The organism is Dyella sp. GSA-30 (assembly GCF_027924605.1).
Taxonomy (GTDB): Bacteria; Pseudomonadota; Gammaproteobacteria; order Xanthomonadales; family Rhodanobacteraceae; genus GSA-30.
Genome location: NZ_AP027042.1, coordinates 4,873,673 through 4,892,944, shown reverse-complemented (window position 1 = coordinate 4,892,944; position 19,272 = coordinate 4,873,673). Strand labels below are relative to the sequence as shown.

Annotated in this window: 16 protein-coding genes; 13 read left to right on the top strand and 3 right to left on the bottom strand. The window is 61.8% G+C overall.

Annotated elements, in window-relative coordinates; all coding sequences use genetic code 11:
- Positions 1 to 3: 3 nt before the first annotated feature.
- From secY to QMG46_RS20945, 8 genes are all read left to right on the top strand, one after another.
- Positions 4 to 1,329, top strand: a complete 1,326-nt coding sequence (gene secY, locus QMG46_RS20980; protein ID WP_281849843.1) for a preprotein translocase subunit SecY — start codon at positions 4 to 6, stop codon at positions 1,327 to 1,329.
- Positions 1,330 to 1,464: 135 nt separating this feature from the next.
- A complete protein-coding gene (rpsM, locus tag QMG46_RS20975; RefSeq protein WP_281849842.1) occupies positions 1,465 to 1,821 on the top strand; it encodes a 30S ribosomal protein S13 in 357 nt (118 codons plus the stop codon).
- A gap of 12 nt (positions 1,822 to 1,833) precedes the next feature.
- Positions 1,834 to 2,220: a 30S ribosomal protein S11 gene (gene rpsK / locus QMG46_RS20970; protein WP_007513384.1), complete on the top strand. Its 387-nt coding sequence runs from the start codon at positions 1,834 to 1,836 to the stop codon at positions 2,218 to 2,220.
- A gap of 11 nt (positions 2,221 to 2,231) precedes the next feature.
- On the top strand, positions 2,232 to 2,858 hold the full coding sequence (gene rpsD / locus QMG46_RS20965) for a 30S ribosomal protein S4 (protein ID WP_281849839.1): 627 nt from the start codon (positions 2,232 to 2,234) through the stop codon (positions 2,856 to 2,858).
- Positions 2,859 to 2,874: 16 nt separating this feature from the next.
- A complete protein-coding gene (gene rpoA / locus QMG46_RS20960; protein WP_281849838.1) occupies positions 2,875 to 3,873 on the top strand; it encodes a DNA-directed RNA polymerase subunit alpha in 999 nt (332 codons plus the stop codon).
- 192 nt (positions 3,874 to 4,065) lie between these two features.
- On the top strand, positions 4,066 to 4,449 hold the full coding sequence (gene rplQ, locus QMG46_RS20955; protein WP_281849837.1) for a 50S ribosomal protein L17: 384 nt from the start codon (positions 4,066 to 4,068) through the stop codon (positions 4,447 to 4,449).
- Positions 4,450 to 4,862: 413 nt separating this feature from the next.
- Positions 4,863 to 5,363 carry a disulfide bond formation protein B gene (locus tag QMG46_RS20950; RefSeq protein ID WP_281849836.1) on the top strand — a complete coding sequence of 167 codons (501 nt, stop codon included), beginning with the start codon at positions 4,863 to 4,865 and terminating at the stop codon, positions 5,361 to 5,363.
- A gap of 25 nt (positions 5,364 to 5,388) precedes the next feature.
- Positions 5,389 to 6,756 carry a class II 3-deoxy-7-phosphoheptulonate synthase gene (locus QMG46_RS20945; RefSeq protein WP_281849835.1) on the top strand — a complete coding sequence of 456 codons (1,368 nt, stop codon included), beginning with the start codon at positions 5,389 to 5,391 and terminating at the stop codon, positions 6,754 to 6,756.
- Between the two features lie 17 nt (positions 6,757 to 6,773).
- Here the strand turns inward: QMG46_RS20945 and bla are convergent, their stop codons facing one another.
- Both bla and QMG46_RS20935 read right to left on the bottom strand, forming a co-directional pair.
- Positions 6,774 to 7,673, bottom strand: coding sequence for a subclass B3 metallo-beta-lactamase (gene bla, locus QMG46_RS20940; RefSeq protein WP_281849834.1), 900 nt, complete (start codon positions 7,671 to 7,673; stop codon positions 6,774 to 6,776).
- 380 nt (positions 7,674 to 8,053) lie between these two features.
- On the bottom strand, positions 8,054 to 9,667 hold the full coding sequence (locus QMG46_RS20935) for an amidase (protein ID WP_281849833.1): 1,614 nt from the start codon (positions 9,665 to 9,667) through the stop codon (positions 8,054 to 8,056).
- A 210-nt stretch (positions 9,668 to 9,877) separates the two neighbouring features.
- On the opposite strand from QMG46_RS20935, the gene QMG46_RS20930 reads away from it, so the two are divergent.
- Positions 9,878 to 10,642: a c-type cytochrome gene (locus QMG46_RS20930; RefSeq protein WP_281849832.1), complete on the top strand. Its 765-nt coding sequence runs from the start codon at positions 9,878 to 9,880 to the stop codon at positions 10,640 to 10,642.
- Entirely contained in the window at positions 10,639 to 11,928 is a 1,290-nt protein-coding gene (locus tag QMG46_RS20925) for a cytochrome c (protein WP_281849831.1), read from the top strand. The genes QMG46_RS20930 and QMG46_RS20925 overlap by 4 nt, the downstream gene beginning before the upstream one ends.
- Here the strand turns inward: QMG46_RS20925 and QMG46_RS20920 are convergent, their stop codons facing one another.
- Positions 11,929 to 12,447 (bottom strand): mismatch-specific DNA-glycosylase, encoded by a 519-nt coding sequence (locus tag QMG46_RS20920; protein WP_281849830.1) that lies wholly within the window; start codon positions 12,445 to 12,447, stop codon positions 11,929 to 11,931.
- Between the two features lie 77 nt (positions 12,448 to 12,524).
- Between QMG46_RS20920 and QMG46_RS20915 the strand changes: the two genes are divergently transcribed.
- The 3 genes from QMG46_RS20915 to QMG46_RS20905 all read left to right on the top strand — a co-directional run bounded on the left by QMG46_RS20915 (position 12,525) and on the right by QMG46_RS20905 (position 19,186).
- Positions 12,525 to 13,667 (top strand): mechanosensitive ion channel family protein, encoded by a 1,143-nt coding sequence (locus tag QMG46_RS20915; protein WP_281849829.1) that lies wholly within the window; start codon positions 12,525 to 12,527, stop codon positions 13,665 to 13,667.
- A gap of 59 nt (positions 13,668 to 13,726) precedes the next feature.
- Positions 13,727 to 15,229 carry a ribonuclease G gene (gene rng / locus QMG46_RS20910; RefSeq protein ID WP_281849828.1) on the top strand — a complete coding sequence of 501 codons (1,503 nt, stop codon included), beginning with the start codon at positions 13,727 to 13,729 and terminating at the stop codon, positions 15,227 to 15,229.
- A gap of 84 nt (positions 15,230 to 15,313) precedes the next feature.
- Positions 15,314 to 19,186 carry a YhdP family protein gene (locus QMG46_RS20905; RefSeq protein ID WP_281849827.1) on the top strand — a complete coding sequence of 1,291 codons (3,873 nt, stop codon included), beginning with the start codon at positions 15,314 to 15,316 and terminating at the stop codon, positions 19,184 to 19,186.
- The last annotated feature ends 86 nt before the right edge of the window (positions 19,187 to 19,272 follow it).

Here is a 19,272-nt window from a genome sequence, read left to right as displayed (position 1 = left end):
CACGTGGCGGCTGCCCAGGGCTCATCGCTCGGATCGCTCGGTAAGCTGACGGAACTGCGTCAGCGCATCTTCTTTGTGCTTGGTGCGCTGATCGTCTTCCGTCTCGGTTCGTTCATTCCGGTTCCGGGCGTCAACCCCGAAGCCATGACGAACCTGATCGAACAGGGCGGCGGCCTGCTGAACATGTTCAACATGTTCTCGGGCGGTTCGCTGGCACGTTTCTCGGTGTTCGCACTGGGCGTCGTGCCATACATTTCGGCGTCGATCGTGGTGCAGATGATGGGTTCGGTGATCCCGAGCCTGCAGGCACTGCGTAAAGAGGGTGAGTCGGGTCGTCGAAAGATGACCATGTACACACGCTTCGGCACGGTGGGCTTGGCGGCCTTCCAGGCGTTCGGCATTGCGGTTGCCCTGCAGAAGCAGGTCGCCCAGGGCGGAGCGCCGGTGGTCTACACGCCGGGTTTCGGTTTCATCATGGCGTCGATCGTCGGTCTTACCGCCGGCACGATGTTCCTGATGTGGCTGGGTGAGCAGATCACCGAGCGGGGTATCGGTAACGGTATTTCGCTGCTGATCTTCGCCGGTATCGTGGCGGGTCTGCCGGGTGCGGTTGCGCACACGCTGACCATGGCCAATAACGGCGAACTCTCGGTGCTGCGCCTGATCATGGTGATCGCGTTGATTCTCGCGGTAACCGCCTTCGTGGTGTTCATGGAGCGCGCCCAACGGCGCATTACCGTGAACTACGCGCGGCGATCCGGCGGGCAGCGGGCCTACATGAACCAGACCTCGCACCTGCCGCTGAAGATCAATATGGCGGGCGTCATTCCGCCGATCTTCGCGTCGAGCCTGTTGATGTTCCCGACTACCGCAGCAACGTGGTTCGGTCAGGGTCATCAGGCGCGCTGGTTGCAGGATCTGGTCCAGGCCTTGGCCCCGGGCGAGCCTTTGCACGACATCTTGTTCGCGGTGCTGGTGATCACGTTTGCCTTCTTCTATACGGCAATCGTGTTCAACTCCCAGGAAACGGCGGACAATTTGAAGCGTTCGGGTGCATTGATTCCGGGTATCCGCCCGGGTCATGCGACGGCTAACTACATCGATGGCGTGATGACCCGGCTTACCGGTATCGGAGCGATCTATCTGGTGCTGGTCTGCTTGGTCCCGACGTTTATGCAGAATCTTTGGCATGTTCCTTTCTACTTCGGCGGCACCTCTCTGCTGATCGTGGTGGTTGTGGTGATGGACTTCACTGCTCAGGTGCAGGCGCACTTGGTCAGTCACCAATACGAAAGTCTGCTCAAGAAGGCCAATCTCCGCCGCAACTGATGGCTGCTGGGGCGGTGGAGTAAGGGCTGGAACCGGGGAGCGGCGGCACAGGGTGCCGCAGGGCTTTCCTATAGGGTTAATTCAGGTTAGAATTGCGCGTTTACCGCGCACGAAACGCATCGGAGAAAGTACATCATGGCGCGCATCGCGGGTGTCAATTTGCCGGTCCAGAAGCATGTCTGGGTTGGCCTGCAAAGCATTTATGGTATCGGTCGCAGCCGGGCCAAGAAGGTTTGTGCGGACGCTGGCGTGGTTCCCACCACGGCCATCAAGTCCCTCAGTGAAGGCGAAGTTGAAAAGCTTCGTGCCGAAATCGGCAAGTACGTCGTTGAAGGCGATCTGCGCCGCGAGGTGGGTATCGCCATCAAGCGTCTGATGGATCTGGGTTGCTACCGCGGTCTGCGCCACCGCCGTGGCCTGCCGGTGCGCGGCCAGCGCACGCGTACCAACGCACGTACCCGCAAGGGTCCCCGTCGCGCGATCAAGAAGTAACGGATTCCAAACATGGCTAAGCCGGTTAAGACCAAGAAGAAGATCAAGCGCGTTGTCACGGATGCCGTGGCTCACGTGCAGGCCTCCTTCAACAACACCATCGTCACCATCACCGATCGTCAGGGCAACGCTCTGTCGTGGGCTACTGCAGGCGGCGCGGGTTTCCGCGGTTCGCGCAAGTCCACCCCGTTCGCTGCCCAGGTTGCCGCCGAAAAGGCTGGCCGCGCTGCAGGCGATTACGGTGTGAAGACGGTCGAAGTGCGCATCAAGGGCCCGGGTCCGGGTCGTGAGTCCGCTGTGCGTTCTTTGAATGCACTGGGCTACAAGGTGCTCAACATCATCGACGTCACGCCGATTCCGCATAACGGCTGCCGTCCCCCCAAGAAGCGTCGAGTCTAAGGAGCATACCCATGGCCCGTTATCGTGGAGCTACCTGCAAACTCGCCCGTCGTGAGGGTGCAGATCTCAGCCTGAAGAGTCCGGCTCGCGCCATCGACTCCAAGTGCAAACTGGAAAACAAGCCCGGTCAGCATGGCGCCAACAAGCGCATGCGCATGTCCGACTACGCCAACCAGCTGCGTGAAAAGCAGAAGGTCAAGCGTATCTACGGTGTGCTCGAGCGTCAGTTCAGCAACTACTACACCAAGGCGTCCAACCTCAAGGGCAACACGGGTGAGAACCTGCTGCGCCTGCTTGAGAGCCGCCTTGACAATGTCGTCTATCGCATGGGCTTCGCGGTAACCCGCGCCCAGGCTCGTCAGCTGGTCAGCCACAAGGCTGTGCTGGTGAACGGCAAGAAGGTGAACATTCCGTCGTACCAGGTTCGTCCGGGCGATGCGATTGCCTTGACCGAGCGCGCTCGCACTCAGCTGCGCGTGCAGGAAGCGGCAACCGTCTTCGACACCATGGACCTGCGTCCGCAGTGGGTCGAAGTCGACTCCAAGAAGTTCGAAGGCACCTTCAAGTCGACGCCGGATCGCGGTGATCTGCCGTCCGACATCAACGAAAGCCTGATCGTCGAGCTTTACTCGAAGTAATCAACCGGAGCTCTGCATGGCAGTTTCGTCAACTAGCGTGCTGCGGCCGCGTGGCCTCAGTGTCGAGCAGCTCGGATCCAACCGCGCCAAAGTGGTGGTCGAGCCTCTCGAACGTGGCTTCGGCCACACTCTGGGCAATGCGTTGCGTCGCGTGCTGCTTTCCTCGATCCCTGGCTCTGCCATCGTCGAGGTAGAAATCGATGGCGTGCTGCACGAGTACACCACTCTGGAAGGTTTGCAGGAGGACGTGATCGAAGTCCTGCTGAACCTCAAGGACGTGGCGATTCGTCAGCATACGGGTGACGAAGTCACCCTGACCTTGGCCAAGAAGGGCAAGGGTGTGGTCACCGCTGGCGACATCGCGGTCGATCACTCGGTAGAAATCATCAATCCTGAGCATGTGATCTGTCACCTGACCAAGGATATCGCCCTCAACATGCGCTTGAAGGTGCGTCGCGGCGTCGGCTATCAGCCGGCCAGCACGCGCCAGCATCCGGATGAAGAGGCTCGCCCGATCGGTCGCCTGCAGCTCGACGCGTCGTTCGCGCCGGTGTTGCGTGTGGCTTACGAAGTGGACGCGGCTCGTGTCGAGCAGCGCACCAACCTCGATAAGCTGGTGCTCGATATCGAAACCAACGGCACCATCGGTGCGGAAGACGCGGTTCGCAAGGCCGCCGAAATCCTCAACGACCAGCTGTCGGTGTTCGGCGACTTCTCGCGTCGCGAAAGCGCGACCGATAAGGCAGAGAAGGGCGGGTTCGATCCGCTGCTGCTCCGCCCGATCGACGACCTGGAGCTGACGGTGCGTTCGGCCAACTGCCTCAAGGCCGAGAGCATCTACTACATCGGCGACCTGGTGCAGAAGACCGAAGTTGAGCTGCTGAAGACCCCGAACCTGGGTAAGAAGTCGCTGACCGAAATCAAGGATGTCCTGGGCGGGCGTGGTCTCGCACTCGGCATGAAGCTTGAAAACTGGCCGCCGCCGGGCTTGTCGCACGGTATGCAGCTGGGCTGATGAATTCGAGGGCGACCGGATGCGGTCGCCCTCGACTTTGCACGACTGGCCTTGGTGCCAGATGATCAACACGGCTCATAGAGGCCGTGCTCTTATAACAAGGCGTTTTTAGAGCCTTGAATAGCGGGTAACCGCGGGAAGTCGGCTCATAGTGACCGGCTTTTCATAACAACAGACTAGAGAGTAATCGCCATGCGCCACCAGAAATCCGGTCGCAAGCTCAATCGCACGAGCAGCCATCGCGAAGCCATGTTCAAGAATATGGCTTCGTCGCTGATCAAGCACGAGCTTATCCGCACCACCCTCCCGAAGGCGAAAGAACTTCGTCGCGTCGCCGAGCCGCTCATCACGCTCGCCAAGACCGATGGTGTTGCCAACCGCCGTCTCGCTTTCTCGCGTCTGCGCGACAAGCAGGCTGTGGGCAAGTTGTTCGTCGAGCTGGGCCCGCGTTACCGCGAGCGTCCCGGCGGCTACCTGCGCATCCTCAAGTGCGGCTTCCGCGCTGGCGACAATGCGCCGATGGCCTACGTCGAACTGGTTGATCGCCCGCAGGTCGAGGCAGTTGACGCTGAGTAAGCGTTAGTTGCATCTGATTTGATGAAAACCCCGGCTTTGGCCGGGGTTTTTGTTTGTGTGCTTGTCGAGCAATACGTTGAGGGCTTAAAGCGCCCCCTCACCCCAACCCTCTCCCCCGGCGCAGCCAGGGGAGACGGAGCCGACTGAGGCAACCTCAGTGTTTAGCAGTTGCGCAGCCTGCCCCCACTCCCCTGGCTGCGCCGGGGGAGAGGGTTGGGGTGAGGGGGCTGGGTGCTCGCGGGATCCTTGAATCCGCCATGCCGGCGAGACATAAGCATCGGATAGCAAACGTTGCTTCCTCACGGAACTCAGCGTCGAACCAGCGTTCCATATTCGGAGCATTCACATAGCCACCACAGCCCAAAAAAGCTAAGGTTGCTGCCTCGCAACATCATCTTTCCTGGTCCTCACCCATGAACCCATTTCGCTGGTCGTACCGCACTGTCTGCTTTGTCGGGCTCCTGATTTGCGTCGCCTTGCTGAGTTTTGCGCTGTACGCGGAGCATGTGTTGCATATGGAGCCGTGCCCGCTGTGCATCTTCCAGCGCATCGGCTTCATGGTGATGGCGGTGTTTTTCCTGCTGGGCGGTATTTTTGCGCCGCGCGGCGGTGCGCGTTGGGTGTTCACGACGGGCGCCATCATCGGTGGCCTGGCGGGTTTGGCGGTGGCAGGGCGGCATTTGTGGTTGCAGACATTGCCTGCAGACGAGATCCCCTCCTGCGGCCCTAATCTGGCCTACATGATGAGCACGTTCCCCTTTCACAAAGTGCTCGATATGGTGTTCACGGGCTCGGGCGAGTGCGCGAAAATCGAGCCGATTCTCGGGCTGCCCATGCCGGCATGGACCACGCTGTGGTATGTCGTTTTGATCGTCCTGATTGTGGTCGCGACGTTGCGTAAACGACGTGTTTGAAGGAAGAAATCCCATGGTTCGCGCTATGAATACGCTCCCCATTTCCCATCATGAAGCCGCCAACTGGGCGCCCGATAGCTGGCAACAGCGTGTCGCCTTGCAGCAGCCGCTTTACGAGGATGCGTTGGAATTGGCGCAATGCACGGGGCAGCTTGCGACTTTGCCGCCGCTGGTGACATCGTGGGAAGTGCTGGCCTTGAAGCAGGCCTTGGCCGAGGCGCAGGAAGGGAGTCGTTTCCTCTTGCAGGGTGGTGATTGCGCGGAAAGTTTCGCTGACTGCACCAGCCCGATCATTTCCAATCGTCTGAAAGTGCTGCTGCAGATGAGCCTGGTGCTGGTGCACGGCTTGAAGAAGCCGGTACTGCGCGTCGGACGCTTTGCGGGGCAATATGCCAAGCCGCGCTCGACGGATATGGAAACGCGCGATGGTGTGACCTTGCCGAGTTTTCGCGGCGATCTGGTCAATGCGCCGGAATTCACCGCCGAAGCGCGCCGCGCCGATCCGCAGCGTCTGATCCAGGCGCATGCGCATTCGGCGCTGACGATGAATTTCGTTCGCGCACTCATTGATGGCGGTTTCGCCGATCTGCATCACCCGGAGTACTGGGATCTGGCCTGGGTCGAGCATTCGCCGCTCGCTGCCGAATACCGCCGCATGGTCGCCGGCATTGGCGACTCGCTACGCTTCATGGAAACCTTGGCCGGCCCGATCGCTGGTTTCAGTCGCGTGGATTTCTTCACCTCGCACGAAGCATTGCTGTTGCACTACGAGCAGGCATTGACGCGCCAGGTACCGCGGCATACCGGCTGGTTCAATCTGTCGACCCACTTCCCCTGGATCGGCATGCGTACCGCCGCGCTCGATGGCGCGCACACCGAATACTTCCGTGGCATTCGCAACCCGATTGCCGTCAAGGTCGGTCCGTCGGTCAAGCCGGACGATCTGCTGCGTTTGATCGACGTACTCAATCCAGAAGACGAGGCGGGCAGGCTGACCCTGATCCACCGCATGGGCAATGCACAGATCGCCCAGGCCTTACCGTCGCTGCTTGAGGCGGTGAAGCGTGCCGGTCGCCGTGTGCTTTGGGTTGCCGATCCCATGCACGGCAATACCGAAAGCACCTCCAATGGCTACAAGACACGTCGCTTCGACAATATCCGTGGCGAGCTCGATCAGGCGTTCGATATTCATGCCGCTGCCGGCACACGCCTGGGTGGTGTGCATCTGGAGCTGACCGGCGAGGATGTCACCGAGTGCATGGGCGGTGCGCGCGATCTGTCCGAGACGGATCTCGATCGCGCTTACAAGTCGATGGTCGATCCGCGTCTCAATTACGAGCAGTCGCTGGAATTGGCGATGCTCATCGTGCGCAAATCGGGCGGCATGGGTTGACCTGTTGCCTGCGCACGTTAGTGCGCAGGCTTTTCCGCAGCTTCCTTGGCGATACGCTTTTCCAGATTATCCTGGCCCTTGGCCGCATACGCCTTGCACGCCTGCGCATCGATCAGCGGATCGTCGTTTTGCCCCGGTTTGCGCTGCGCGGCACGCGATAGAAAGTCGATGGCATCGGGATGCGGAACGACCAGGATGTCGCATGGCAGCGAAGCGATCGTCTTCAGACCTTCGCGGTAATCGTCCAGTCGTTCCGGATGCGCCGGATCGTTGTAGCGATAGGTGTCATTGCTCAACAAGCTGATGCTGTCCGCGAAGACGATCGACAGGCAGCGCTTGTTCTCGCAGGACGACCATGTCCATGTCGTACTGCCCGGCGTATGTCCCGGCGTGTAATGCGCCTGCACGGCGAGCGGGCCGATGTGCACGATTTCATTGTCCCCCACGCTTCGCACGTTCGCGACCTTGGGATACGGTGCCGCCTCGCCATGTTGCGGATCGTCCGGGTCGTCACCGCCAAGCATGAGAGCCTTGGCGCCTTTCGCGCTGGCAGCCACCTGTGCGCCGCTATCGCGTGCGATCGCCGCGATCGCTCCTGCATGGTCGGGGTGCGCATGCGAGTTGAGAATCAGCTTGATGTCCTTGAGCTTGAATCCCAATGTGCGGATGTTTGCTTCGATCATCGGCGCATTCTTCGGCAGCGTGCCGTCGATCAGAATCGCGCCCTCCGTTGAAGTGATCAGGATGGCGCTGAGCCCTTTGGTTCCGACGTAGTAGGTGTTGCCGTAAATGCGGAAGGGCTTTTGCGGCTGTGACCATGCGCTTTGGTTATAGATGTCCGGTTTGGCGGGCTTGGACGCTTGCACCGTCGCGCACGTAAACAGGGCCGCGATGCCCAAGGCGATTCGAGCGTTCATAGCGTTCCCCAGTAGAGAGTGCGACGAGTGTGCCAGCACCGAGGTGGCGCTGACTCGTCCCATTTGGGGCAATTTCCGGGCATATCTATACGAAAGGCCGCCTAAATTTTGTAGGAGCGACCTCAGGGTACCTCGAAAAACCTCAGTTCCAATGATCGTCATCCCGGCGCAGGCCGGGACCCAGTGGCATCAGTTTTCGGTTTTCGCGATAGAGCTGATTTTTGCAGACCCTCGCGACAACCGATCGCAAGGTCACTGGGTTCCGGCCTGCGCCGGAATGACGAGTAGGAGAAGTTATTCGAGGGCCCTTTCAGTCGCAACGCCACCGTTACGTCATGGCTTGTCGCGACTGAAGTCGCTCCTACAAAGATTGAAGACCGTTAGTCGTTCACCTGCGGCTTACCACCCACCGTATCGAGAAACTTCGGCTGCTGGAACGGCATATTGTGCTGCTCGAAGCCATAGGCGATCGAGATCAAGGTCGGCTCGCTCCATTTCGCACCGAAAAACACGATGCCGACCGGCAGGTCGTGGGCATAGTTGCCCGGCACGGTAATCGACGGATAGCCCGCTACCGCCGCCGGCTGCGATGCGCCACCGACAGTCGGGTCACCACTGACGATGTGGTCACCCAGCACCGGATCGGTAACGAAGGCTGGCCCCCAGGACGGCGACAGCAGCGCGTCCAATTGATTGGCTTTCAGCGCGGCGTCGATACCTTCGGGACCGGAAAGCCGCTTGGCCTTCGCAAGCGCATCTATATAGGCCGCATCGGTGAGTGGTCCTTTCGCCTGCGCCTGTTCGAACAGCTCCTGGCCGAAATAGGGCATTTCGCGATCGGCTTCGCGCTTGTTGAACGCGATCAGGTCAGCCAGCGTCTTCATCTTCAGGTTCGAACGCGTGGCGAGATAGGCGTTCATGTCGTGCTTGAGGTCATACAGCAGCACGGTCATTTCCGGCTCGCCCAGTTCCTTCAAATGCGGTAGCTCGACCGGATCGACGATGATCGCACCCTGTGCTTTCATCAAGGCGATCGCCTGCTCCAGCGCGCGATCGGCATTGGGCTCGGCGCCGGCCAGTGCGCGCACCACGCCGATACGCTTGCCCTTGAGGCCATTCGGGTCGAGATATTTGGTGTAGTCGGTCGCGTGCTTGTCCGCTTCGGCCGTGGCCGGATCGCGCTTGTCGCTACCGGCAATCACCGAGAGCAGGGCGGCGGCATCGGCGACAGTGCGGGCGATCGGGCCGGCGGTGTCCTGGTTGTGACTGATCGGGATGATGCCACTGCGGCTGACCAGCCCCAGCGTCGGCTTGAGGCCGACCAGACCATTGCTGGCAGCGGGGCAGATGATCGAACCATCGGTCTCGCTACCCACGGCAACGGTCACCAGACCGGCGGCAACCGCGGCCGCGGACCCCGCACTGGAGCCACAAGGGTTGCGGTCCAGTACGTACGGATTGCGTGCCTGACCACCGCGCGCGCTCCAGCCGCTGCTGGCGTGGTTGGAGCGCATGTTCGCCCACTCGCTGAGATTGGCCTTGCCGAACACCAGCGCACCCTGCTTGTGCAGGCGCTCGACCAGACCGGCGTCACGCTTGGCGGGATGATCGGCTAGCGCCAACGAACCGGCGGTCGTCAGCATCGGACCGGCCGTGTCGATATTGTCCTTGAGCAACACAGGGATGCCGTAGAGCGGGCCACGCTTCTTGTTGCCGGCGCGTTTCTTGTCGAGTTGCGCGGCCTGTTTCGCGGCGTCGGGATTGAGCTCGATGATCGAGCGCAGCAACGGTCCGGATTGATCGATGCGCGCCACACGTTCCTTGAATTGCTGCACCAGGGCCTGGCTGGTGAGTGCGCCGCTGTCCATGCGTTGCTGCAGTTGATCGATGGATGCCCAGACGTCCGCGGGCGCGGCTGTTTCGGCGGCCAATACACTACCGGTGCTCAAGCAGCCGGCGGCCAACAGGCCAAGGACTAGCGACGAACGAATCACTGAAAGTCTCCCCTAATATGCGGCACGATGTCGCGACGACGGAGCTTAGCAGGCGGGCAAGAGCGGCCTTGCTGGCCTGCAGCACAGAGTAAGTGCTTGATACGGAGGGTTCGGTTCAACCGCTCCACTGCCGACATGCCAGACAGTCGCGACAAGCGACATGCCGCCGCAGCCACGGATTGGCTTGCGACCGAGCCTATAATCCGCCGCATGATCACGACAGCTGCTCGGCATCCGCGATTCGCCCATGGGCTGGCCATCCTGGCCGTCATGGCTCTCTGGTTGGGTGGCTCAGGTGCGTCGCTACGCGCAGCCGACGATGCGGCTCCCGCGATACCCGATACCTTGCAGCAGCGCATCGCCGCGTGCACCGCCTGCCATGGCGTGCATGGCGAAGGCTCGCCTGATACCGGTTTTTTTCCGCGGCTGGCAGGCAAGCCGGCGGGTTATCTCGCGCGGCAATTGCAGGATTTCAAGGACGGGCTGCGCAAGTACGCACCGATGGAATACACCACCCGTTTCCTGAGCCCCGAGTACATGCAGGAAATCGCGCAGTACTTTGCCGCGCAGCAGGTGCCCTATAGTCCGTCGCCGGTGCCGCGCGTATCGGCCGATGTCATGAAGCGTGGCGAGACGTTGGTGACGCAGGGTGATCCCGCGCGTCAGGTACCCGCATGCAGCGCGTGCCATGGCAGCCAGCTTACCGGCGTGCAGCCGGATATCCCGGGACTGGTTGGCCTGCCGTACGACTACCTCAGTTCACAGCTCGGCTCCTGGCGCACAAAGACGCGCGCGATGGCGGCGCCCGATTGCATGGCCGAGATCGCCAATCGATTGAGCGACGCCGATATCAGCGCGGTGTCCGCGTATCTGGCGACGCGTGAGTTGCCGGCGGATATGCACGCGCAAGCGCCCGGTTCGATCAAGCCGCCTTTGCGTTGCGGTGTGCTCGAAGCCCATGGGAGTGGCGCATGAAAATCATTGCACGCATCATCCTGTCGGTCGTGGTGCTGGTCGTGCTCGCCGCGGGCTGGGTGCTTTTCCACGGCAATTCGCAGTCCGTGCCGCGTGAAGCAAGCAAGATCGATGCGACCACGCTGAAGGATCCTGCCTTGATTGCCAAGGGCCAGTACCTGGCGACTGTCGGCGATTGCGCGGCCTGCCACACGACGCAAGGCGGCATCGCCTATGCGGGCGGGCGCGTGCTGGCGACACCCTTTGGCAGCATCACTGCGCCCAATATCACGCCCGATCGCGCCACCGGTCTTGGCGACTGGAGCTTCGAGGATTTCTGGCAGGCTCTGCATAGCGGCAAGGGCCGTCACGGCGAGCTGCTGTACCCGGTGTTTTCCTATACCTCGTATACGAAGGTGCATCGCGACGATGCGCTGGCAATCTTTGCTTATCTCCAGTCACTGCCGGCAACGAACAATCCGGCGAGCCCGTTGGGCCTGAGTTTTCCGTACAACGTGCGCAACAGTCTGAAAGCTTGGCGCGCGTTGTATTTCAAGGAAGGCGAGTATCAGGTCGAGCCGTCGAAGCCTGCGTCGTGGAATCGCGGTGCGTATCTGGTGCAGGGCCTGGGACATTGCAACGAATGCCATATCGCGCGCGATTCGCTGGGCGGTGCACGCGACGACGCAGCACTTTCGGGTGGCCAGATTCCCGAGCAGAACTGGTACGCGCCCGACTTGAGCACGCAGGCCAACGGTGGCTTGCAGGGATGGAGCGAGCAGGACATCGTCGACCTGCTCAAGACCGGCAAGTCATCGCGTGGCACGGCGTTCGGACCGATGGCCGAAGTGGTCGCGCGAAGCACGCAACACATGCAGGACGATGACCTGCGTTCGATCGCCGAGTATCTGCGTTCGTTGCCGCCGCGGCCGACGATGAAACCGGTCGAGCTGCCGTACGACACCAAGGCGCTGGCCGATCGAGGCAAGGGTGTCTACGAGAAACAATGCGCCGATTGCCACGGCAAGGACGGCAAGGGCGTGGATGGCGTGTATCCGCCGCTCGATGGCAATTCATCCGTGAACGAACCGACCGGCATCAATGCGACGCGCGTCGTGCTGCTGGGTGGTTTCCCGCCGGCCACGCAAGGCAACCCGCGACCGTATTCGATGCCGCCGTTTGCGCAACAGCTCAATGATGCGGATGTGGCCGCTGTGGTGACCTATATCCGCACGTCGTGGTCGAACCGTGCGTTGCCGGTGCGGGAACGCGATGTAAGCACGTTCCGGCATACGCCGATCGATTGATCAGGACCATTGCAGTTTCGCAAGCTCGCGCCAAGGCCCGATATCCCAGTGCCCGCGAGCCTGTCCCGAGGGCGAAGGCAACACAAAGAGCCGCGTGTCACCGATGCGCTGTTCGCACAGTCCATAGCCGGGGCCATGGCCAAGCGCTGCACGTGCGGCGGCCTTGCTGGTGAACGCCAGCATGCGCGGTTGCCAGCGCTCGATTTTTTCGACCAGGCCGGCGACATCGAAAGCATCGCGCGGCAGCTCGTTGTCGTTGCCGAAATGCAGCTTGGCGACATCGGTCAATCCGATACCGAAGGTCAGTAGCAGCGGAAATTCGCCCGGTTGCAGCCGTCGTGGCGTCAAGCCGATCTCATGCAGGGTGGGCCAGAAACGATTGCCTGGATGCGCGTAGTACGCCTTTTCCTCGGCCGACCGTTTCCCCGCGGCGGTGCCACAGAACACAAGCGAAAGTCCTTCCTGCAACACATCCGGAAGAACGTGTGAAAGCGTGGGTTGGGTAGAGGGTATGGGCATGCGTTCATATTCTGCCCACATCGCATGAACATGGCGTGCGGCAGGGTGATGGCCGGTTTGGGCGATACCTGGGCGGCATGAATACTGATTTCATCGCATTCTGGAATAGCCATCCCTGGGGGCGGTTGGGTCTGACCGTCGCCGCTGCGCTGTTTGTGGCGTTCGTGCTGCGCAGCCTGGCGTTCGTCTTCCTGCATCGGTTGGCCAAGCATCGCCCATTCACCGCCGACCTGGTGGGTCATGCCAATCCTCCGATGGAATGGTTGATGCCATTGTTGATGTTGACCACCGCCTTGCGCGTGACGCCCGACATCGATCAGTTTCGCTGGCTCGATGCAATCAATCATCTGTTGCTGGTCTTGTTGATCGCAGTACTTACCTGGTTGGCGGTGCGTTGCATTGGTGCGGCTCAGCTGGCGGCGATGCGGCTTTATCCCGTCGATCAGGAAGACAACCTGCGCGCGCGACGGGTGGTGACCCAGGTCCGCGTGCTGGGGCGGATCGCTGTCGCCATGGTTGTGTTGATCGGCCTGGCGGCGATTTTCATGACCATCCCGATGGTGCGTCAGTTCGGTGCCGGCTTGTTGGCTTCGGCAGGCGTCGCCGGCATCGCGATCGGCTTTGCGGCCAAGCCGGTATTAAGCAATCTGATCGCCGGCGTGCAGATCGCCCTGACTCAGCCCATTCGTCTCGACGACGTGGTGATCATCCAGAACGAGTGGGGGCGGATCGAGGAGATCAGCGGGACCTATGTCGTGGTACGCATCTGGGACGAACGTCGCCTCGTGGTGCCGCTGAACTACTTCATCGAAAATCCTTTCGAGAACTGGACCCGCACTACTGCTCGACTGACCGGTACAGTATTTCTATGGGTGGACTACCGCATGCCGCTCGATCCTCTGCGCACCGAATTGCGCCGTTTGTGCGAAGCCGCGCCCGAATGGGATCGGCGGGTATGCATGCTGCAACTGGTCGATGCCTCCGACCGCGCAGTTCAGCTACGCGCCCTGGTCAGTGCGGCCGATTCCGGGAGAGCCTGGGATCTGCGCTGTCGTATTCGCGAGGGCCTGGTGGCCTACGTCCAGAACGGCTTTCCCGATTACTTGCCGCACCTGCGTGCCAGCCTGCATGACGTGCATGCTGAGGCCGCTCCGGGCGGTTCCGGGGCAACCCCATCCGGGTCGGACGCCGGGGCGTCTGGTGCGACTGGCGGGCTTTGACGCCTGCATCGACAGCCCGATTGCGCAACCGCTATAAAGGCTGCTCATGGGAGGATGCGGTGAGCGAAGAAATCCTGATTAACGTGACGCCGCGCGAGACGCGCGTGGGAGTCGTCGAGAACGGCATGCTGCAGGAAGTGCATGTCGAGCGCGCGTCCAAGCGTGGCTACGTGGGGAATGTCTATAAGGGCCGCGTGCAGCGGGTGATGCCCGGCATGCAGGCGGTATTCGTGGAGATCGGGCTGGAGCGCGCGGCGTTCCTGCACGCCTCGGATATCGTGCGCCCGCCACTGCCCGCGGCCGAAGGTGCCGAGCCGCTGGTGAACGGTAATGGCAACGGCAACGGTAACGGGCATGTCCCGTCGATCAGCGAGCTGGTCCACGAAGGGCAGGAAATCGTCGTGCAGGTGGTCAAGGACCCGATCGGCAGCAAGGGTGCGCGGCTGTCCACGCACCTGTCGATCCCGTCACGCTATCTGGTGCTGCTGCCGCACGCGCGCACGATGGGCATCTCTACCCGCATTGAGGACGAGCCCGAGCGTCAGCGCCTGAAAGAAGTGATGACCTCGCTGACCGGCGAAAACCCGCTCGGTTACATCGTGCGCACCAATGCCGAAGGCCAGTCGGCCGAGTCGCTGGCTTTCGACGTGACTTACCTTGGCAAGGTCTGGCGTGTGGTGCAGGAAAACATCGCCAAGGCCAAGGTGGGCGAGCGCGTCTACGAAGAACTTTCGCTGCCGCTGCGCAGTCTGCGTGACATGCTTACCGACGATATCGAAAAGGTGCGCGTCGACTCGCGCGAAACCTACGAGAAGGTGGTCAAGTTCGTGCACAAGTTCATGCCGAGCCTGGACGACCGCATCGAACACTATGCTGGCGAACGGCCGATCTTCGACCTGTACGGTGTCGAGGACGAAATCCAGCGCGCCATGAAGAAAGAGGTGCCGCTCAAATCCGGCGGCTACCTGATCGTCGACCAGACCGAGGCGATGACCACGATCGACGTCAACACCGGCGGGTACCTGGGCACCCGCAACCTGGAGGAGACGGTCTATCGCACCAACCTGGAGGCGGCGCAGGCGGCGTCGCGCCAGCTGCGGCTGCGTAATCTCGGCGGCATCATCATCATCGACTTTATCGATATGACCGATGAGGAGCATCGCCGCCAGGTGCTGCGCATGCTGGAAAAGGGCCTGGCCCGCGACCACGCCAAGACCACCGTCTATCCGATGTCGGCATTGGGCCTGGTCGAGATGACCCGCAAGCGCACGACCGAAAGCCTGGAGCGTCAGTTGTGCGAGCCGTGCCCGGCCTGCGGCGGGCGTGGCACCGTAAAAACCGCCGAAACGGTGATCTACGAAATTTTTCGCGAAATCACGCGGGCGGTGCGCCAGTTCAATGCGGAAAAGCTGCTGGTGATGGCCAGTCCCAAGGTCGTCGGCCGGATCCTGGAGGAGGAGTCCGCCGCGGTGGCCGAATTGGAAGAGTTCATCTCAAAAAGCATACGCTTTCAGGCCGAAGAGCATTATTCCCAGGAACAGTTCGATGTGGTCTTGTTGTAACCCCCGTCCGGCCGGACGTGGTTTTCGCGCGATCGGCGCGAGTTCGCCCTTGCGCCCCCGTTACCCGTTCCTCGCTCCGGCCGCATGAAGCGCTCGTTGCAAAAGGGACTGCACCGCGCTGCGCGTGCACTCGGCTGGATCGCCGGTATCGCGGTGATCACCCTTGCGGTGATCGTCGCCTTGACGCAATTGCTGCTGCCCCTGTTGGCAAGAAACCCCCAATGGGTGGCTGCGCAGCTGAGCGCGCAACTGCATCGCCCGGTCAGTTTCGCCTCGATGGATGGGCACTGGCAGGGGTCGGGCCCGTCTTTCCTGATGCGCGATGTCACTATCGGGCCGGGCGAGGGCGGTGGCATGCCGCTGCATATTCCGGAGACCGAACTGAAGCTGGATTTTGGCGGCTGGCTGTTGCCTTCGCGGCATCTGGTCAACCTGCGCGCGCGCGGTCTGCAACTGGACCTGGCCTGCGATCCGGACGGAACCTGGCACTTCAACGGCGTGGGTGTCAGCGGCGGCCAGGATCGTCAGAGCCTGTCGCTGGGGCGCTTGTCGGTGGGCTTGTGGCTGGACGATCTGCGTCTGGATATCACCGACAACCGCATGGGCAAGCATTACGCACTGATCGCCGATCAGGTGCGCCTGACCCGCCAGAGCGGACGCATCCGGATTGGCTTGCTGTTGCATCGTGAAGGCACGACGGGGCAGTTGCGCGGTGCGGGCAATTTTCGCGAGGACGGCGCGCAGGGCAGGCTGTGGCTGACCGGGGTCAATATCAATCTGCACGACATGTTGTCCGGCATCGATCTGGGCGGCTATCAGGTCAATGACGGTCATGGGACCTTTGCCAGCTGGCTGGACTGGAGCCGCGGGCGGATAGTGCGCAACCTGACCCGCTTCGATCTGGATAGTCTCGGCGTCACGTCGCCCGATGGCGGCCAGGCCAGCGCGGCGGCCCTGCATGGGCTGGTCGAGCTCAAACGCATTGAGGACGGTTTCGACGTGCGCTGGCTGAGCGATGACGGTGGTGCGCTGGCGCTGCAAACCCATCAGATCGATACCGACCAGGCACGCATCGATGCTGCCGCCAGCAATCTGCAACTGGCCCCGCTGCTGCCCTGGCTGGCGCTCAAGCCGCATACCTCGCCGGCACTCGCCCAATGGCTGGGGCAAGGCAAGCCGCGTGGCACGGTGGTCAGCGCCGGCATGCGCTTCAGCCGCAGCCAGGGGCTGACCTATCTGGACGTACGCTTCGACGGCCTGGGGATCGACCCGGTCGGCAAGCTGCCCGGCTTGAGCACGCTGTCCGGCGAATTCCGTGGCGACGAAGAGGCCATGTCGCTGACCCTGCCCGCCCAGGCCAGCACGATCAATTTCCCGCACACGTTTCGCAAGCCCTTCGTGATGGCCAATCTGGCCGGTGAGATCGCGTTCTGGCATGAAGACGATGCCTTCCATATCGGCACCGAGCAGCTCGATTTCGAAGGTCAGGGATTCAGCGGCCAGGCGCGGGGCCAGGCGGCCTTGCCCGATGCCGGCGGGCGCCCCTTCCTCGATCTTTACGCTTCGGTGAACCATGCGAGTGTCGAGGCGGCCAAGTTGTTCTGGCCGATCGACTCGATGTCGCCGGCGGCAGTCGAATGGCTCGATCGCGCGCTGGTCGACGGTCAGGTGGATACCGGAGCGGTGCTGGTGCGCGGCGATCTGCGCGACTGGCCGTTCCGCCATAACGAAGGTCGCTTCGAGGCGCGTGCGCAGATCAGCAACCTGGTGTTCGAGTATGGCAAGAACTGGCCGCGCGCCGATGGCGTTGTGGCCGTCGCCAACTTCATCAACAACGGCATGTCGGTCGAAGCCAGTGCAGGGCAATCGCTGGGCAACAAAGTCGACAAGGCGGTTGCGTCGATTCCCGACTTTGCCAATACCACGTTGGACCTGACCGTCAGCGGTTCGGGCAGCGGTCCGAACATGATCGACTTCGTGCGCAACAGTCCGATCGGCAGTCGGCAGGCCGATGTGCTGTCCAAGCTGAATCTGACCGGCGGCGGCACGTTCGGTTTTCACCTCGTCCTGCCGGTGAAAGATGCCAAGGATTTCACGCTCGATGGCAATGCGCAGCTCAAGGATATCGACGTCAATGCGGCGGACTGGAATCTCAAGCTCGACAAGGTGAGCGGTCCGGCGACTTTCGACGGCCATGGCTTTCATGCCGGCCCGCTCGATGCGGGGTTTCACGGCCAGCCGGCCAAGCTCGATCTGGCTATCGCCGGTGCCACCGGCCAACCCGATACCGTATTTTCGGCGCGCTTGAACGGGCGCTACAGCGTCGGCGAGTTGATTCAGGGTTATTTGCAGCTGCAATGGCTCAACGATATTGCCAGCGGTCGCAGCGACTACACTATCGGCTTCGATATCTCCACCGTGGCCAAGGCAGGCGAATCGTCACAGAACTTGAGCATCGACTCGCCGCTGCTCGGCACGGCGCTCAACTTTCCGATGCCGCTGAAGAAAGACGCCAATGCGACCTTGCCGTTGCACCTGACACTAGGTTTGCCGGTCAACGGTGGTGATTTGCAGCTGTCGCTCGGGCAGGTCGCGCGTGCGCGTTTTCGACTGCCCGATGGTGAGGCCAAGCCGCTTGCGGCGAGCATCATGTTCGGTACGCGCACGCCCGATGCGCTACCTGATAAGGGTATGCGCGTGCGCGGTTTTGCCAGCAAGCTCGATGTCAGCGGTTGGGTGCAGAACAGCGTTGCTGGCAGCAGCAACAACGGCCCGGGCCTCGAAAGCATCGACATGACGACGGACGAGGCGGCGATATTTGGACGTCTATTTGCCAATATGCGCATCAAGACGACCGTGCAGCCCAATGCATTGAGCATCGATGCGGACAGCGCCGGCCTTGCCGGGCACTTCGACGTGCCGACCGATGATTTGCGCAGACGCGGCCTTACCGCGCGGCTGCAGCGTCTGTACTGGCCCAAGGACAATACCGCGGCGGCAAAGAAGGATGTCACTGGCGAGCCGGCCGAATCGTCCACGGCAGCGGACGATGCCAATCTGCCGACGCCCCATCCCGAGGTGACCGGTGTCGATCCCAAGGCCTTGCCGCCGCTTCATCTGTGGATCGGCGATCTGCGTTTTGGCGACGCGAAACTCGGCGAGGCGCGCCTGGAAACCTGGCCGACCGACAAGGGGCTGCATATCGACCAGCTGCGCACGCAGGCGCATAGCGTGCAGATCAATGCGGGCGGCGACTGGAACGGTACGCCGAACAACAGCCACACCCATTTGCGCATCGACTTCGCCGCCGAGAATCTCGGCGAGATGTTGGGGGCGTTCGGTTACCAGGGACTGGTCGCCGGTGGCAAGACCAGTGCGCAGCTCGATGCGACCTGGCCGGGTTCGCCCTCGGGCATGGATCTGGCAAACATGGACGGCAAGTTGAGCGTCAATGTCAGCAGCGGCCGCATTCCCGAGGTCGCTCCTGGTGTCGGTCGCTTGTTCGGCCTGGTGTCCATACTCGAATTGCCGCGCCGGCTCACGCTCGATTTCGGCGATGTGTTCGGCAAAGGCTTGGGTTTCGACTCGATCAGCGGCGATTTCATGCTGGCGCATGGCAATGCCACCACGGACAACCTGAAAATCCTGAGCCCCGCGGCGGCCATCACGGTCACCGGTCGCACCGGTCTGCGCGCGAAGGACTATGACCAGCAAGTGCTGGTCATTCCGCATATCGGCAACAGCTTGCCGGTCGTTGGCGCGGTGGTCGGTGGCCCGATCGGCGTGGCCGCCGGTGTCGTCGTGCAGGGGATTCTGGGCCACGGCCTGAATCATGCGGCCAGCAAGCGTTATCGCATCAGCGGTAGTTGGGACAAGCCGGTGATTGCGCCGCTGGACAAGACTAATGCGGATGACAAGGCGCCGGTGCCTGCGCCGGCGAGCAGCATTTCCCAGTGATGTGCGAGGGGACGGTCGCGACTGAGGGCGCTCCTACAGGTTAGCTATTGCCCAGCTAGTTTGTGGGAGCGACTTCAGTCGCGACC

Bases quoted from the DNA above. Each gene is read 5' to 3' on its own strand.
- rpsM (WP_281849842.1), top strand. From the start codon at position 1,465: ATGGCGCGCATCGCGGGTGTCAATTTGCCGGTCCAGAAGCATGTCTGG.
- rpsK (WP_007513384.1), top strand. From the start codon at position 1,834: ATGGCTAAGCCGGTTAAGACCAAGAAGAAGATCAAGCGCGTTGTCACG.
- rpsD (WP_281849839.1), top strand. From the start codon at position 2,232: ATGGCCCGTTATCGTGGAGCTACCTGCAAACTCGCCCGTCGTGAGGGT.
- rpoA (WP_281849838.1), top strand. From the start codon at position 2,875: ATGGCAGTTTCGTCAACTAGCGTGCTGCGGCCGCGTGGCCTCAGTGTC.
- rplQ (WP_281849837.1), top strand. From the start codon at position 4,066: ATGCGCCACCAGAAATCCGGTCGCAAGCTCAATCGCACGAGCAGCCAT.
- QMG46_RS20950 (WP_281849836.1), top strand. From the start codon at position 4,863: ATGAACCCATTTCGCTGGTCGTACCGCACTGTCTGCTTTGTCGGGCTC.
- QMG46_RS20945 (WP_281849835.1), top strand. From the start codon at position 5,389: ATGAATACGCTCCCCATTTCCCATCATGAAGCCGCCAACTGGGCGCCC.
- bla (WP_281849834.1), bottom strand. From the start codon at position 7,673: ATGAACGCTCGAATCGCCTTGGGCATCGCGGCCCTGTTTACGTGCGCG.
- QMG46_RS20930 (WP_281849832.1), top strand. From the start codon at position 9,878: ATGATCACGACAGCTGCTCGGCATCCGCGATTCGCCCATGGGCTGGCC.
- QMG46_RS20925 (WP_281849831.1), top strand. From the start codon at position 10,639: ATGAAAATCATTGCACGCATCATCCTGTCGGTCGTGGTGCTGGTCGTG.
- QMG46_RS20920 (WP_281849830.1), bottom strand. From the start codon at position 12,447: ATGCCCATACCCTCTACCCAACCCACGCTTTCACACGTTCTTCCGGAT.
- QMG46_RS20915 (WP_281849829.1), top strand. From the start codon at position 12,525: ATGAATACTGATTTCATCGCATTCTGGAATAGCCATCCCTGGGGGCGG.
- QMG46_RS20905 (WP_281849827.1), top strand. From the start codon at position 15,314: ATGAAGCGCTCGTTGCAAAAGGGACTGCACCGCGCTGCGCGTGCACTC.